The organism is Gammaproteobacteria bacterium, assembly GCA_035501935.1.
GTDB lineage: Bacteria > Pseudomonadota > Gammaproteobacteria > JAJPIJ01 > JAJPIJ01 > JAJPIJ01.
The window spans coordinates 1-14,798 of sequence record DATJVC010000024.1 but is presented as its reverse complement, the minus strand read 5'-3'; the positions used below and the strand labels follow the sequence as shown (position 1 = coordinate 14,798).

Sequence of the window (14,798 nt, the reverse complement as noted above, 5' to 3'; positions counted from 1 at the left end):
GCAAGCTTACGGTCTGTCGGTCTCTCTGCGAAAATGGCAATAAAGATACGTTTGCTCTACACCACCTGGTGTGACATGCAGTTCTTTGTGACTGCGCTTTAAGTCAAATTCTCCGCCCATCGTGCGTTTCAGTTGCTCAAGGCTGTAACGTTGTACCGGCAGGCCACTGCATCGGGGTGGTGCTTCTGGCGCGAACGTACCAATAATCAGATGTCCGCCCGGCTTTAATGCGTTCAGAAGATTATCCCGGTATTTCCGCCGCTGCACCGGTTCAGTGAGAAAGTGAAATACCGCTCGGTCATGCCATACCTCATAATGATGTGTCGGCAAATCAACCGAAGTGATATCCCCTACTATCCATTTAACCAAATCCGCTCTATTGCCCAACCGTGCTTTCGCTACGGACAGGGCTTGCTCCGATATATCTAGGACAGTGATTGATCGGCAACCCCCCTCCAAAAGATCATCTACCAACGTAGAGGCACCACCGCCGGTGTCGATAATCGGCGCGTCCTTCGGCAGATTAATCTCCTTAATCCTGTTCAAGGAGGTCTGCAAATGAGGCTCATACCAACCCAGCTTCACGGGAAGCTTGGTCGAATAAGCGCGTTCCCAGTGATCTTTTTGATTCATTAAAATTATTTTTTGCGGTGAATGGCGACGTTGTCGATGAGGCGGGCGCTGCCGAGCCAGGCGGCGGCGAGTATGCGCAGCTCCCGGTCACAGGTTTCCGGCATGGCGAGATCGGCATTGCGGCGGATGCTGGCATACTCGGGACGGAAACCCGCGCGCGCCAGCGAGGCCATGGCTTCCGCTTCGATGCCCTGATAGTTCAGGTCTCCATTCTCGATCATCGTCGCCGCCGCGGAGAGCACCTTGTAAATGAGCGTGGCTTTTTTCCTTTCCTCTGGATTCAGATAGGCGTTGCGTGAACTCATGGCCAGGCCGTCGGGCTCACGCACAATGGGGTGGGCGACGATCTCCACCGGTATGCACAGGTCGTGCACCATGCGCTTGATCACCAGCACCTGCTGATAATCCTTCTCGCCAAACAGCGCCACGTCCGGCTGCACCATGATGAACAATTTGGTGACCACGGTGGCGACGCCGGAGAAATGTCCCGGACGGAAGGCGCCGCAGAGGATGTGATCCAGGATCGGCACACTGACGCGGGTGTCGCGGTCCATGCCGCCGGGGTAGAGATCATCGAGGTTCGGCGCGAACAGCAGATCAAGTCCTTTGGCCGCAAGTTTTGCGCCGTCCTGCTCCAGCGTGCTGGGATAGCGCGCGTAATCCTCGCCCTTGCCGAACTGGATGGGGTTGACGAAGATCGATACCACCGTGCGGTCGGCAATCGCGCGCGCGCGATCGAGCAGCGACAAATGACCGTCGTGAAGATTGCCCATGGTGGGGACCAGCGCCACGCGCTGGCCGGCCTGCCGCCAGTCGTGCAGCACGGTGCGCAACTGCTGCGGGTCTTTAACCGTCTGCATCAATCAAAGCCGTGCTTGGTCGCCGGGAACTCGCCGCTCTTCACCGCCCGCACATATGCTGCGATGGCGTCCGGGATGTTGTGGCGCTGCCCGCTGAGGAAATTCCGCGTGTGCCGGGTGGTGCGGCCGATGCCGATCACATCCTGCAGCACCAACACCTGCCCGTCACAGTCCTTGCCGGCGCCGATGCCGATGACCGGAATCTTCAACTCGGATGTGATCTGCGCCGCCAGCTGACGCGGCACGCATTCCAGCACCAGCATCATGGCGCCCGCAGCCTGCAAGATCCTGGCATGTTCACGCATGGTTTCCGCGTCGACGGCGTCGCGGCCCTGTACGCGGTAACCGCCCAGCCGATGCACGGACTGCGGCAGCAGTCCCAGGTGCGCGCAGACGGGAATGCCGCGTTCGCTCAAGAGTTTCACCGTATCGGCCAGCCACGCGCCGCCCTCCATTTTCACGACCTCCGCCGAACCTTCGCTCATGAGGCGCGCCGCATTGCCCAGCGCCTGTGCCGGCGAGGCGTAACTCATGTAGGGCATGTCCACCACCCGTAGCACGCGTTCGCAACCACGCGCTGCGCATGCAGCGTGATAAATCATGTCCGCCAGCGTGACGGGCACGGTGGAACCGTGGCCCTGCATCACCATGCCGAGCGAGTCGCCGATCAGCACCACTTCCACGCCGGCATCCTCCAGCACGCGCGCAAAACTGGCGTCATAGGCGGTGAGGCAGGCGATCTTCTCGCCGGCCTGTTTCATCCCGCGCAGGCGATGCAATGTGATCTTGCCGGTGGCCATGAGAGATTAGTAGCGCAGATTGACGTACTGCCGGCCCGGCGGCGCCTGGCGCACGCGCTCCAGCAGCGCCGCGTAATCGGCCTCGTCATTGGCGAGATCGATCTCCGTGGCGTTGACGATCAAGAGCGGCGCGGCGTCATAGCGATGGAAGAAACGCACATAGGCCTCCACGAGCCGGTTCAGGTAATCCTCGCTGATACGGCGTTCAAACGCCAGACCCCGCCGCGCGATGCGTTGCAACAGTACATGCGCCGGTGCCTGCAGGTAAATCACGAGATCGGGTGTGGGCGCTTCGACGGCCAGATGCTGGTGAACCTGATTGTACAGGTTCAATTCCTCCGGGGTCAGCGTCAGCTCGGCAAACAGACGATCCTTATCCAGCAGAAAATCACTGATACGCACCGGCGCAAACAGATCCGCCTGCTGCATCGATTGGATCTGCCGCGCCCGCTGGAACAGGAAAAAAAGCTGCGTGGGCAGCGCGTACTGGCGCGGCTGCTCATAGAAGCGCGACAGAAAGGGATTTTCCTCCGGCGTCTCAAGGAGCAGATCGGAATTGAGCGATCGCGCCAGGCGCTGGGCGAGCGTGGTCTTGCCGACGCCGACGGGACCTTCAACGACGATGTATTTCCCCGTGGGCTCGTTCATGCCGGCAGGCGTTCTATGCCGGAGACGTCGCAAGCTCGCACCAGGTCACGCAGGGGCCCCTTGCCCGGCACGATGAGATCAGGCGCCAGCTCGGCCAATGGCAGCAACACGAAAGCACGCTCGGTGATGCCGGGATGCGGCAGGGTCAGCCGCGCATCGCTCAGTATTGTTTTGCCGAAAAGCAGGATGTCGAGGTCCAGCGTGCGCGGCCCCCAGCGATCGGCGCCGCGTACCCTGCCATGCGCGCGCTCAATGGCGAGCAGTTCATCCAGCAACGCGTGCGCCGGAAAATGCGTATCGAGCACGGCCACGGCGTTGATGTAATCCGGCTGCGGTGCGGGCCCCATGGGCGGCGTGCGATACAGGCTGGAGGCACCGCGCCACGTCGACCGCGGCAGCCGGGCCAGATGCTTCAGGCCGCTTTCAACCTGCGCGCGCGGATCGTTGAGGTTGCTGCCCAGCGCGATATAAACCCGCACTGCGTGATTCACACTGGAGCACTCTTGTGGCGGTGTCTTCCGCCACGGCGCCGGCGCTTGCGTCCGCTGCCGGGCGCGGGCTGCGGCAGGGCCGCGATCATTTCCGCACGTGTGTTTTCCGTGGCCTGCTGGAACGCCGTCCACCAATCCGCCGCCTCGCGGACGGGTTCGCCGGCCTCGGCACGCAGGACCAGAAAATCGTAACCCGCGCGGAAGCGCGGATGCGTGAACCAGCGCACCACGGAGCGCGCCACGCGCTGCTCCAGCGGATGTTGCAGCAACCAGATCTCGCGCGCCATCTGCGTGAACCGGCGCGGCATCGCCACGCGCGCGATCTGCCTGGCGATGGCGTCATCCTGCGCCAGTTCGGCCGCGTGCGCCGGGGGATGTTCCTGCGCCTGATATTGCCGCGTGCGCCGTTGCACCGGTGCCCACAGCAGCGCCGCCAGCAGGAACGCCGGCGTCACCGGCTTGTCCTCCGCCAGCCGCCGGTCGGTGTTCTCCAGCGCCTTGACGAGCAGCATTTTCGGAAAGCCGGCTTCCTCCTCACCCAGGGATTCCTCCACTTCGGGGAACAAGCGGCCGAACAGCCCGTAGTGGCGCAGCAATTCGAAACTTTGCACCGCTTTGCCGGCAAGGAAAAGTTTCAGCATCTCCTCGAACAATCGCGACGGTGAAATGACGTCCAGCAATTCGCCGAGTGTGTGCAGCGGCGTCTCGGTGTCCGGATGTATGCGGAATCCCAGTTTGGCGGCGAAACGCACGGCGCGCAGCAGGCGCACCGGATCTTCGCGGTAGCGGACATCAGGGTCGCCGATCAATCGCAGTTGACCGGCCGCGATATCGGCCATCCCGCCGACATAATCAATGACGGAGAAGTCCTCGATGTTGTAATACAGCGCATTGACGGTGAAATCACGCCGCCAGACATCATCGTCGATGGTGCCGTAAACGTTATCGCGCAGGATGCGACCGTCCTCCTCGATTACACGCGCGTCGGAAGCCGTGGCAAGGGTGTTGGCGCGGAAAGTTGCGACCTCGATGATCTCATTGCCGAAGTGCACATGGGCAAGGCGGAAACGGCGACCGATCAGCCGGCAGTTCTTGAACAGCTCGCGTACCTGCTCCGGCCGCGCGTTGGTGGCGACATCGAAATCCTTTGGTTCGCGGCCCAACAGCAGATCGCGCACGCTGCCGCCGACCAGGCACGCCAGGTAACCTGCGTTCTTCAGCCGGTATAACACTTTGAGTGCGCGTTCGGAAATGCTGTCGCGCGAGATGTTGTGTTCCGCGCGCGGAATGATGCGCGGCGCGACGGGCAGCCGGACAACGGGAGCGGAAGGGGCGGATGAACTCATGGGCGATCAAAACTCATGTGGACAAAGGGGCCGGACGTGCGGCCGGCGTGATGAAAAGTATGTCTGGAAACAGAAATCAATGATTGAGATGGGCGGACAGGCGCTTATAATAGCACCGTTTTCCGTCCAATCTGAAAACCGCCTTTCGCTCCCTTCGTCTAGCGGCCCAGGACGTCGCCCTCTCACGGCGAAAACGCGGGTTCGATTCCCGCAGGGAGCGCCATACAGGATGTCAGAAGATACATGTTCGTGCTGCCAGTCGGAAGCCGTTTTAGGTAACATTCAGGTTGTTTGCACACTGAATATTCGTGGCGACGCAATAACTGTCATGAAACACGCCCGTGGGGTTGAATATCACCGCGCAATGAACCCGCGATACGCAATTTGAGCCGGCATATTGAAGACGGCGATTCTCATCGGTTTATTCGCGGGACTGGCTCTCGCCGTCGGCCTGTTGGTCAATTCGGGCGTGGCCGACGTCGGGCATGCAATCGCGGTGGGTGGCTGGACAGCGCTACTGGCGGTCACGGCCCTGCATTTGCCTTCCATGGCGTTGTGCGGGTTGGCTTGGCGTCAGACCTCATGCGGGACCAACAACAACAGCGGTCTTTTTATTTTATCGCGACTGGTGCGGGATGGAGCCGGCAGCGTGATTTCCATATTGCCCATCAGCGGCGAACTCGCCGGCATGCGGGCTTTGGTCTGCTATGGATTCACCGCGTCGGACGCCATCGCCAGTGTGGTTGTCGATATCACCATGGAACTCCTGAGTCAGCTGGCATTTTCCATCATCGGGGTGACTCTTTTGTACTGGCAGGATCCGCACGATCCGATCATAAAAACCTCCATATTCGGCATTGTCGTCGCGATCCCCGCGGTGTTCGGTTTCATGCGGGTGCAGCGCTCCGGCCTGCTGAGCTGGCTGGAGCAATTGTCTTTCAGGCTGGCGGAAGCGCAGCAATGGCCGGCGGTGCGCGGCGTGGCAAAGATCGAGGCGGCCATCCGCAAGCTCTATGTCAGGCGGCACCGGATCTGGCAGGCGTTCCTGCTGCACCTGGTGGCCTGGATGGCGGGTGCCGCCGAAACCTGGGCGGGCCTGTGGTTTCTGGGGCATCCGCTGGCGGTATGGCAGGTGCTGGCCATCGAGAGCCTGGTCTATGCGATTCGCACCGTGGTCTTTTTCGTGCCGGCCGCCGTCGGCGTGCAGGAGGGCAGCTACGTGATGCTGGGCGCGATCTTCGGGTTGGGATCGCAGGTGGCATTGGCGATGTCACTGCTCAAGCGCGGACGCGAACTGCTGCTGGCAATGCCGGCGCTGGTGATGTGGCAAATCCTGGAGAACAGATTGTTGTTGAGGCGACGGATCGTGTCTGGAGATTAAGGGTTTCCCGGTGCCAGCGCGGGGATTTTTGAGATGGGCTTTGTAAACTGCGATGATGCGTCTTATGCCCCCATGGTCACGATCCAGGCGCGCGCGATTATTGAAGCAGTTGCAGAAAGTATTGCCGCGCGACGCCTTGTTGCACACGCCGGAGGATCTGAAGCCCTACGAATGCGATGGGCTGACGATGTACAGGCAACTGCCGCTGGCGGTGGTGCTGCCTGAAGATGAAGCGCAGGTGCGGGCAGTGCTGCATGCATGCCACGATCTGCGCGTGCCGGTGGTGGCGCGCGGCGCCGGCACCGGCTTGTCCGGCGGCGCGCTGCCGCATGCGGAAGGCGTCCTTCTGGGTCTCTCGAAGTTCAATCGCATTCTGCATTTCGATCCGCTTGCGCGCATCGCCCGCGTGCAGCCCGGCGTGCGCAATCTCGCCATCTCCGAGGCCGCCGCCGCACACGGTTTGTTTTATGCGCCCGATCCCTCCAGCCAGATCGCGTGCAGCATCGGCGGCAACGTCGCCGAAAATTCAGGCGGTGTGCATTGCCTCAAATACGGCCTGACCCTGCACAATGTCCTGCGCGTGCGCGCGCTTACCGTCGAGGGTGAAGCGATGGAACTGGGCGGCGAGGCGCCGGACGCGCCCGGTTATGATCTGCTGGCACTCATCACCGGTTCTGAAGGCATGCTGGCGGTGATCACGGAAGTCACTGTACGGCTGCTGGCAAGTCCGGCGACGGCGCAGGTCATCATGGCGGCGTTCGCAGACGTGGCACAGGCCGGCCAGGCGGTCGCCAATATCATCGCCGACGGCTTCATCCCCGCGGGACTTGAGATGATGGACAAGACCTCCATCGAAGCAGTGGAGCCCTACGCACAGGCCGGCTATCCACTCGACGCACAGGCCATCCTGTTGTGCGAAGCCGACGGCACGGCGGCGGATGTCGGCGAACAAATCGCGCGGATGAGCGCAATCCTGAAAGCAAGCGGCGCCAGCAGTTTGCGGGTTTCCAATTCGGAGGCGGAACGGCTGAAATTCTGGGCCGGGCGCAAGGCGGCCTTCCCGGCGGTCGGGCGGCTGGCGCCGGATTATTACTGCGTGGACGGCACCATTCCGCGCAAAAGCCTGCCGCACGTCCTGCAAAGCATCACGGCCATGGAACAGAGGTACGGCCTGCGCTGTGCCAACGTGTTTCACGCCGGCGATGGCAATCTGCATCCGATCATCCTCTACGACGCCAATCAGCCGGGGCAGACCCGGCAGGCGGAACGTTTCGGCGCTGAAATTCTGGAGCTGTCCGTGGCGGTGGGTGGCACCATCACCGGCGAGCATGGCGTGGGCGTGGAGAAGATCAACCAGATGTGCATGCAATTCGGGAGCGCCGAACTTGAAATCATGCACGCGGTCAAGGCGGCGTTCGACGAGCATGGCCTGCTCAATCCCGGCAAGGCGGTGCCGACGCCGCATCGCTGCGCCGAATATGGCCGCATGCACGTTCATGAAGGCGCGCTGCCGCACCCGGAACTGCCACGTTTCTAAAAGGACAGCCGCGTTCGTCATGACAGAAATCGCGGGCTTGGCGGAGCAGGTGCGGGCGGCGGCGGCGGCGCGGCGAGCACTGCGCATTCGCGGCGGTGGCAGCAAGGATTTTTACGGCAATGCCAGCGAGGGCGATTTGCTGGATGTGGGCGCGTATCGCGGCGTAGTGGCCTACGAGCCCAGCGAACTGTTCATCACCGCGCGCGCGGGGACATCATTAGCGGAGGTGGAGAAGTTGCTGGCGGGTTCGGGCCAGATGCTGGCCTTCGAACCGCCACACTCCGGGCCGGCCGCCACGATCGGCGGCATGGTGGCCGCCGGTTTGTCCGGACCGCGGCGGCTGGCCTCAGGTGCGCTGCGCGATTTCGTGCTCGGCGTCTGCATGCTCGACGGCAGGGGACGCATGCTGCGGTTCGGCGGCCAGGTCATCAAAAACGTCGCCGGTTACGATATTTCGCGGTTGATGGCCGGCGCGCTCGGCACGCTGGGCATCATTCTGGAAGTTTCACTCAAGGTTGTGCCGCGTCCACGCGCCTCAGCGACGCTGAAATTCTCATATGACGAAAAAGAAGCGACGCAACGCGTCAACGGCTGGGTTGCACAGGGGATGCCGGTGTCGGCCAGTGCCTTTTCCAGCGGTGACCTGAGTGTGCGTCTGGAAGGCGGCGAACAGGCGGTGGCCGCCGCGTGCCAGAAACTGCGCGGCGAACGCATTGAATCCGGACGGGCATCACAATTCTGGGTGGGCGTGCGAGAGCAGGCCGATCCATTCTTCAACGGCGCCGAACCCCTATGGCGACTGTCCGTGCCGCCGCTGACGTTGCCGCTGTCGCTGCCCGGACGTCAACTCGTGGAATGGGCGGGAGGTCTGCGCTGGTTGAAATCAAACGCGAGTACTGATGACATCCGGGCCGCGGTTTCGCGTTGCGGCGGCCACGCGACCCTGTTCCGCGGCGGCGCGCGCAGCGACGTTTTCCATCCATTGCCGGCGGCGCTGCGCGAGCAGCATGTGAAACTGAAACGCGTCTTCGATCTGCAGGGTATTTTCAATCCCGGCCGACTCTATTCATATTTATAAAATCATGGAAACCCGACTGGCGGATTTTGTCCGCGGCACTGCGGAAGGATTGGAAGCCGAGGCCATCCTGCGCAAGTGCGTGCATTGCGGTTTCTGCAATGCCACCTGCCCAACCTATCAGATCCTCGGCGATGAACTCGACGGCCCGCGCGGACGCATTTATCTCATGAAGATGCTGCTTGAGGGTAGCAAGGCGACACACAAGACGCAGCAGCACCTCGATCGCTGCCTCACCTGCCGCAATTGCGAGACGACCTGTCCTTCCGGCGTGCAGTATGGCCGGCTGTTGGATGTGGTGCGGCCCATCGCCGACAAACGCGCCGGCCGCGGGCTGTTCGATCACCTTCAACGTTTCATCCTGGCGGCGGTGATCCCACGCCGGCGCTTGTTCGCGTTTCTACTCAGGATCGGACGGCGGCTGCGGCCAGTATTGCCCCGCACATGGGCATCGAAGATACCGCCGATGATGGAGCACACGCTGGCGCCGCCGGCCGCGAGAAGATCGCCGCACCGCCGCCGCATGCTGGCGCTGACGGGGTGCGTGCAGCCGGCGCTGGCGCCGGAAGTCAACATCGCCGCCGCGCGGGTGCTGGATCGATTGGGCATGGAACTGGTGGAAGCGCCCGGCGCGGGCTGTTGTGGAGCGCTGCGGTTTCATCTCGGCAGGCATCGCGCCGCCCTGCGCGACATGCGCCGCAATATCGACGCCTGGTGGCCGTACATCAAGCAGGGGGTGGAGGCCATTGTCATTACGGCCAGTGGCTGTGGCGTCAGTGTGAAGGAATACGGCCACTGGCTGCGCCATGATCAGCGCTATGCCGCCAGGGCCGCGCGGATATCGCAGTTGACGCGCGATGTGGGCGAAGTCGTGGCGCAGGAACGCGTCGCGTTGCGCGAGTTGCTCAAACGCCTGCCGCTGCCGGAGATGAAGGTGGCATATCAGGCGCCGTGCACGTTGCAGCATGGACAGAAGTTGCCCGGTTTGGTGGAGACACTGCTCGCAGAATGTGGTTTTCAGTTGACGGAAGTCGGTGACGCGCATCGGTGTTGCGGATCGGCGGCGACCTATTCGCTGCTGCAGCCCGCGCTGTCGCAAACGCTGCGCGACAACAAGCTGGCTGCGCTGACCGCCGGGGGGCCGGAGCGCATCCTCACCGCCAACATCGGCTGTCAGCTGCATTTGCAAAGCGGCACGCCGCTGCGCGTGCAGCACTGGATTGAACTGCTGGATCAACTGCTGAGCGGACGCGCCGCAGTGTGAAGAAGGTTCAAATAGCGACTTCGAGTTGATCACTGCCGCCCAAATTGTCCTGCCATGACAGCGCCAGGGCATCACCCGTGCGGGCGGGTTTGATCTTGAAGGACAGCGATGGGTTTCTCGAAACCCCCGGGCCCAGATGACAGGTCATCACCGGCCGGCCGTTGTGGGTGCAGAGCACTTCGGTGATGTGGTTGAGCGGGATGAGTTCCCCGGTGATTTCGTCCTTGTGGCGGCCGTTCTCCATCGGGTGCCGGATCAATGCCCGGATCAATGCCGTGTCGTTCTCCAGCGTCGCCCTTACCTTGATGCTGGAACTCATCTCAGTTGCAACCGCCCTTGAGGACGGTGACGAATTTCCGCGCGCGGCAGAGCCGGCCCTGTGATTGGGCGATCACCGTGACGTATGCCGATTCCGCAAGCTTGATGTGGGTGGAGACATAGCCACCGATCGCACCGGGGCCATACTCAAAACGGGCGATGAGCGGGAAGGGATTCTTGTCGCTGAACACGCTGATGGATTCGACGGCGGGGAGATCGGTGTCGATCGTGAGCGGCACCACCGAGCCGTCCTCGGCGAGCGCCGGCAACTCCAGCCGTATCGCCGCGCTGTCAGCGATGCCGGCACCAGCGAAGAGTTCCTGTTCGGCCCCGGTTTCGGTCTTGGCGGCGAAGGCGCGGGCCGGCCAGGCGGCAAGGGCCGGACGGCCGAGGCCCAGGCTCAACGCACCCGCGAGCCCGGTGGCAACGGCAAGCAGTTTCCGCAAAAAAACACGGCGGGTGGGCGCAGACGGCGCTGCGTTCATGGCTGCCCGCGCTTCCTTTCTTTTTCCTGTTCGTCGAATTCCTTCTGCCACTGTTCCTGATAGGCCTGCGCCCGTTCGCGCTGATAATACGACGCGTTGTTCTGTTTATCCTGGACGATCTTCACCTGCTGGATGGCCTGCGGCAGTTCGCCACTGATGTAGTAATAGTCGGCCTGCGACAGATGCGATTCGATGGGATCGCCCGCTTGTCCCTCGGCTTCGGCCAGCAGACGGTAACCGCGTGGGTCGAGGTCATGCGTGCGCGTGTAATCGCGCAGGGTCTGTAATGCCTCCTTGCCCCGGCCCGCGGAGAGCAGTGCCCGTGCGTAGCCGAGAACGGCGGGATGGTAATCCGGGTAGAGCTGCAATACCTTGCGGTAGGTCTGCAGCGCGCGCGGGTATTGTTCATCGTCCACATCCAGGCTGGCGAGTGCAAGCATGTAAGCGGCCTCATCGGGCGCCGCCTTCGACAGCCGTTCGAGTTCCTGCCGGGCCTTGTCGTGCTCCCCGGCGGCGACCAGCGCCAGGGCGTAGCCATAATGCGCGGCCTCCTCCACCTGGTACTGGCCATTGCGCAGATTGTCGGCATACATCCGCACGATATCCTGCGGGTTCCTGGCGGTCAGCACTTGTAACCGCGCCCGGGCGAGATAAAAAGCGACGCTCTCTTCATAGTGTCGTTTGGGATATTGCTCGGCCCGAGCGCGCGCATCGGCGATGCGGTTCGTGGTCACCGGGTGGTCGCGCAGGAATTCAGGCACGTTGGCCGGGTCGTTGTAACGGTTGGCGGTCTGCAGGCGCTCGAAGAAATCCGCCATGGCCTGTGGATTGAAGCCGGCGCGCGCCAGCAATTGCATGCCGATGGTGTCGGCTTCCTGTTCGTTGGCGCGCGTGAAGTTGAGGGCGTATTGCTGCTCCCCGGCAGTGACCGCCATCAACGCCGCCTGCCCGGCCTGCGGCGCGACCACGCCCAGAGCGATGGCGCCGAGCATGGCAACTGCGGTCGGGATACTGAGCTTGCTGGCCGCTTCGAACATGCGGGCGGCGTGACGCTGGGTGACGTGTGAAATTTCGTGCGCCATCACAGCCGCCAGCTCGCTCTCGGTCCTGGTTTGCAGGATCAGGCCCGCGTGCACGCCGATGAAACCACCGGGAATGGCGAAGGCGTTGATGACCGGGCTGTCGACCACGAAAAAGGTGAAGGGATTGGTCTGCCCCTGTGCCATTGACGACAACCGGTGACCAAGCGCGTTGATATAGGCCTCCGATTCCGGATCATCAATCACCTTCTGCTGCGAACGCAGATCACGCAGGAAGGCCTCGCCGACGCGGTGTTCCTGCTCGGGGGAAATCAGCGCTCCTGCGGAATCGCCCATATCCGGCAGCTCCTCGACCGCGAGCAAGAACGGCGGCCCCAGCAGCAGAGACAGGAAAATCAGCAGGCGAAACATGAGGGTTCGTAAACGCGCGTTGGTCAGCAAAAGGTTGGACTGCCGGCCTCCGTAGCGGTTCCGGCATCGGGAGCTTTGCGTAATGTTTTCGGCACGTTACTATGCGCGCTCTCATTTACCCCACTCACCGCATTATAAGCCAGCATGAACCCGCGCAACGCCTTTTATGCCCAAAGCGGCGGCGTCACCGCCGTCATCAACGCCAGCGCCTGCGGCGTCATTGAAACCGCCCGCAAACATCGCCGGCACATCGGCAGGGTCTACGCCGGGCGCAATGGCATCATCGGGGCGCTGCTGGAGGATTTGATCGACACGAGCAAAGAATCACCGGCCGGCATCCGCGCGCTCAAGCACACGCCCGCCGGTGCGTTTGGTTCGTGCCGATACAAGCTCAAGGGGCTGGAGCAGAACCGCGCCGAGTACGAGCGCCTGATCGAGGTGTTTCAGGCGCACGACATCGGCTATTTCTTTTACAACGGCGGCGGCGATTCGGCCGACACCTGCCTCAAGGTTTCCCAGTTGGGCGGGCAGCTGGGCTATCCCATCATCGCGGTGCATGTGCCGAAGACGGTGGACAACGATTTGCCCGTCACCGATTGCTGCCCGGGATTCGGTTCGGTGGCCAAATACATCGCCGTGTCCACGCGCGAGGCAACGCTGGACGTCGCCAGCATGGCGAAGACCTCAACCAAGGTGTTCGTGCTGGAGGTGATGGGGCGGCACGCCGGCTGGATCGCGGCAGCAGGGGGCTTGGCCGCCGATCGGGATCTCGACCTGCCCATCGTCATCCTGTTTCCGGAGATCACCTTCGAACCGGCGCGTTTTCTCGCCAGGGTCGATGAGTGCGTCAAAAAATACGGTTACTGTTCCGTGGTGGTCTCGGAAGGCGTGAAGGACGCCGACGGGAAATTCCTGTCCGATCAGGGGCTGCGCGACGCCTTCGGCCACGCGCAGCTGGGCGGCGTGGCGCCAGTGATCGCAGGACTGATCAAGCAACAGTTGAAGCTCAAATATCACTGGGCAGTGGCCGATTACCTGCAGCGCGCGGCGCGGCACGTGGCATCGAAGACCGACGTGGAGCAGGCCTACGCGGTGGGCAGGGCAGGCGTGGAACTGGCGGTGCAGGGGCGCAACGCCGTCATGCCGACAATCGTGCGCACCTCGAACAAGCCCTACCGCTGGAAGATCGGCGTGGCGGACCTCGAAAATGTCGCCAACCACGAGAAAAAGATGCCGCGAGACTTTATCACCGCCGACGGTTTCGGGATCACGGCGAAATGCCGCGCCTACCTCGGGCCGCTGATCCGGGGCGAGGACTATCCGCCCTACCAGGACGGCCTGCCGAAGTACGTCCGGCTCAAAAATGCGCCGGTCAAAAAGCGGCTGACGGCCAGCTTTGTTCTGAAGTAGAATGCGCACCCATTCCGAGGCCATGCGCCTCCGGGACATGGGAATTCAGGGGATCAAGCTTTTTTAAAGTGAATTTCAGCTAACGACTTTCTGGGGGAATCACATGTCGCACGCATTACTCTTCGCGCTGGCCTGCGGGCTGCTGGCCATCGTTTACGGCGGCTGGTCGGTTCAATGGATATTGTCCCAACCGCAGGGCAACGAGCGCATGCGCGAAATCGCGGCGGCGGTGCAGCAGGGTGCGGCGGCCTATCTCGCCACCCAGTACCGCACCATCGCCATCGTCGGCGTCATATTGCTGGCGGTCATCTGGTACGCGCTGGGCAGCCACACGGCCATCGGCTTCCTGATCGGCGCGGTACTCTCCGGCGCCACCGGCTTCATCGGCATGAACATCTCGGTGCGCTCCAATCTGCGCACGGCGGAGGCTGCCAAGAGAGGACTAAATGCGGCACTGCAGATCGCCTTCCGCGGCGGCGCCATCACCGGCATGCTGGTGGTGGGACTCGCCCTGCTCGGCGTCACCGGCTATTACACCGTGCTGTTGAAAACGGGCATGGGCACCGATGAGGCCCTGCACGCGCTGGTGGGGCTGGCCTTCGGCTCCTCGCTCATCTCCATCTTCGCCCGTCTGGGCGGCGGCATTTTCACCAAGGGCGCCGACGTCGGCGCCGATCTGGTCGGCAAGGTCGAGGCCGGCATTCCCGAGGACGATCCGCGCAACCCGGCCGTGATCGCCGACAACGTCGGCGACAACGTCGGCGACTGCGCGGGGATGGCGGCGGACCTGTTCGAGACCTACGCCGTTACGGCGGTTGCCGTGATGCTGCTCGGCGTGCTGCTGTTCCGCGAGCAGTCGACGGTCGCGCTGTACCCGCTGGTGCTCGGCGGCGTGTCGATCGTCGCCTCGATCATCGGCACGTTCGCCGTGCGATCGAAGGCCGGGAACGTCGAGCGCGCCCTGTACCAGGGATTGATCACGTCGGGCCTGCTCGCGGCGCTCGCGTTCCTCCCGATCACGTACTGGATGATGAAGGACGTGACGTTCAAGCTCGGGGAGGGCGGGGTCGCGCCCCATTGGTGGAAGTTCTATCTCTGC

The 14,798-nt window shown here is 62.7% G+C and carries 15 protein-coding genes and 1 tRNA gene; 7 read left to right on the top strand and 9 right to left on the bottom strand.

The window, feature by feature from the left end:
- Positions 1 to 6 precede the first annotated feature (6 nt).
- The 6 genes from VMH34_05965 to pcnB are packed head-to-tail and all read right to left on the bottom strand — an operon-like array spanning position 7 to position 4,778.
- Positions 7 to 633, bottom strand: coding sequence for a class I SAM-dependent methyltransferase (locus VMH34_05965; protein ID HTT08319.1), 627 nt, complete (start codon positions 631 to 633; stop codon positions 7 to 9).
- A 5-nt stretch (positions 634 to 638) separates the two neighbouring features.
- Positions 639 to 1,493 (bottom strand): pantoate--beta-alanine ligase, encoded by an 855-nt coding sequence (gene panC / locus VMH34_05960; protein ID HTT08318.1) that lies wholly within the window; start codon positions 1,491 to 1,493, stop codon positions 639 to 641.
- Entirely contained in the window at positions 1,493 to 2,293 is an 801-nt protein-coding gene (gene panB, locus VMH34_05955) for a 3-methyl-2-oxobutanoate hydroxymethyltransferase (GenBank protein HTT08317.1), read from the bottom strand. The genes panC and panB overlap by 1 nt, the downstream gene beginning before the upstream one ends.
- Before the next feature lie 6 nt (positions 2,294 to 2,299).
- The gene (locus tag VMH34_05950) at positions 2,300 to 2,941 is read right to left on the bottom strand and encodes a deoxynucleoside kinase (protein ID HTT08316.1); all 642 of its coding nucleotides are present in this window, start codon (positions 2,939 to 2,941) and stop codon (positions 2,300 to 2,302) included.
- Positions 2,938 to 3,432, bottom strand: a complete 495-nt coding sequence (gene folK, locus VMH34_05945) for a 2-amino-4-hydroxy-6-hydroxymethyldihydropteridine diphosphokinase (GenBank protein HTT08315.1) — start codon at positions 3,430 to 3,432, stop codon at positions 2,938 to 2,940. The genes VMH34_05950 and folK overlap by 4 nt, the downstream gene beginning before the upstream one ends.
- Positions 3,429 to 4,778, bottom strand: a complete 1,350-nt coding sequence (pcnB, locus tag VMH34_05940) for a polynucleotide adenylyltransferase PcnB (GenBank protein HTT08314.1) — start codon at positions 4,776 to 4,778, stop codon at positions 3,429 to 3,431. The genes folK and pcnB overlap by 4 nt, the downstream gene beginning before the upstream one ends.
- 147 nt (positions 4,779 to 4,925) lie before the next feature.
- Between pcnB and VMH34_05935 the strand changes: the two genes are divergently transcribed.
- From VMH34_05935 to glcF, 5 genes are all read left to right on the top strand, one after another.
- A tRNA-Glu gene (locus tag VMH34_05935) sits at positions 4,926 to 5,001 on the top strand.
- 174 nt (positions 5,002 to 5,175) lie between these two features.
- Positions 5,176 to 6,159, top strand: coding sequence for a lysylphosphatidylglycerol synthase domain-containing protein (locus tag VMH34_05930; protein HTT08313.1), 984 nt, complete (start codon positions 5,176 to 5,178; stop codon positions 6,157 to 6,159).
- Between the two features lie 64 nt (positions 6,160 to 6,223).
- Positions 6,224 to 7,696, top strand: coding sequence for an FAD-linked oxidase C-terminal domain-containing protein (locus tag VMH34_05925; protein HTT08312.1), 1,473 nt, complete (start codon positions 6,224 to 6,226; stop codon positions 7,694 to 7,696).
- 19 nt (positions 7,697 to 7,715) lie between these two features.
- Positions 7,716 to 8,774, top strand: coding sequence for a glycolate oxidase subunit GlcE (gene glcE / locus VMH34_05920; protein HTT08311.1), 1,059 nt, complete (start codon positions 7,716 to 7,718; stop codon positions 8,772 to 8,774).
- 4 nt (positions 8,775 to 8,778) lie between these two features.
- Positions 8,779 to 10,035: a glycolate oxidase subunit GlcF gene (gene glcF / locus VMH34_05915; GenBank protein HTT08310.1), complete on the top strand. Its 1,257-nt coding sequence runs from the start codon at positions 8,779 to 8,781 to the stop codon at positions 10,033 to 10,035.
- A 7-nt stretch (positions 10,036 to 10,042) separates the two neighbouring features.
- Here the strand turns inward: glcF and soxZ are convergent, their stop codons facing one another.
- Genes soxZ through VMH34_05900 form a run of 3 tightly spaced genes read right to left on the bottom strand, consistent with a single transcriptional unit; the run spans position 10,043 to position 12,289 of the window.
- Positions 10,043 to 10,354 (bottom strand): thiosulfate oxidation carrier complex protein SoxZ, encoded by a 312-nt coding sequence (soxZ, locus tag VMH34_05910; GenBank protein HTT08309.1) that lies wholly within the window; start codon positions 10,352 to 10,354, stop codon positions 10,043 to 10,045.
- A gap of 1 nt (position 10,355) precedes the next feature.
- Positions 10,356 to 10,838, bottom strand: a complete 483-nt coding sequence (locus VMH34_05905; protein ID HTT08308.1) for a thiosulfate oxidation carrier protein SoxY — start codon at positions 10,836 to 10,838, stop codon at positions 10,356 to 10,358.
- Entirely contained in the window at positions 10,835 to 12,289 is a 1,455-nt protein-coding gene (locus VMH34_05900) for a M48 family metalloprotease (protein HTT08307.1), read from the bottom strand. The genes VMH34_05905 and VMH34_05900 overlap by 4 nt, the downstream gene beginning before the upstream one ends.
- Before the next feature lie 144 nt (positions 12,290 to 12,433).
- Between VMH34_05900 and VMH34_05895 the strand changes: the two genes are divergently transcribed.
- Positions 12,434 to 13,699: a 6-phosphofructokinase gene (locus VMH34_05895; GenBank protein ID HTT08306.1), complete on the top strand. Its 1,266-nt coding sequence runs from the start codon at positions 12,434 to 12,436 to the stop codon at positions 13,697 to 13,699.
- Between the two features lie 103 nt (positions 13,700 to 13,802).
- Positions 13,803 to 14,798: sodium/proton-translocating pyrophosphatase (locus tag VMH34_05890; protein ID HTT08305.1), on the top strand; the 996-nt coding region annotated here is incomplete at its 3' end.

Excerpts from the sequence above, each read along its gene's own strand:
- soxZ (HTT08309.1), bottom strand. The coding sequence starts at position 10,354 with ATGAGTTCCAGCATCAAGGTAAGGGCGACGCTGGAGAACGACACGGCA.
- VMH34_05900 (HTT08307.1), bottom strand. The coding sequence starts at position 12,289 with ATGTTTCGCCTGCTGATTTTCCTGTCTCTGCTGCTGGGGCCGCCGTTC.
- panB (HTT08317.1), bottom strand. The coding sequence starts at position 2,293 with ATGGCCACCGGCAAGATCACATTGCATCGCCTGCGCGGGATGAAACAG.
- pcnB (HTT08314.1), bottom strand. The coding sequence starts at position 4,778 with ATGAGTTCATCCGCCCCTTCCGCTCCCGTTGTCCGGCTGCCCGTCGCG.
- VMH34_05965 (HTT08319.1), bottom strand. The coding sequence starts at position 633 with ATGAATCAAAAAGATCACTGGGAACGCGCTTATTCGACCAAGCTTCCC.
- VMH34_05905 (HTT08308.1), bottom strand. The coding sequence starts at position 10,838 with ATGAACGCAGCGCCGTCTGCGCCCACCCGCCGTGTTTTTTTGCGGAAA.
- VMH34_05950 (HTT08316.1), bottom strand. The coding sequence starts at position 2,941 with ATGAACGAGCCCACGGGGAAATACATCGTCGTTGAAGGTCCCGTCGGC.
- panC (HTT08318.1), bottom strand. The coding sequence starts at position 1,493 with ATGCAGACGGTTAAAGACCCGCAGCAGTTGCGCACCGTGCTGCACGAC.
- glcF (HTT08310.1), top strand. The coding sequence starts at position 8,779 with ATGGAAACCCGACTGGCGGATTTTGTCCGCGGCACTGCGGAAGGATTG.
- VMH34_05925 (HTT08312.1), top strand. The coding sequence starts at position 6,224 with ATGCCCCCATGGTCACGATCCAGGCGCGCGCGATTATTGAAGCAGTTG.
- glcE (HTT08311.1), top strand. The coding sequence starts at position 7,716 with ATGACAGAAATCGCGGGCTTGGCGGAGCAGGTGCGGGCGGCGGCGGCG.
- VMH34_05895 (HTT08306.1), top strand. The coding sequence starts at position 12,434 with ATGAACCCGCGCAACGCCTTTTATGCCCAAAGCGGCGGCGTCACCGCC.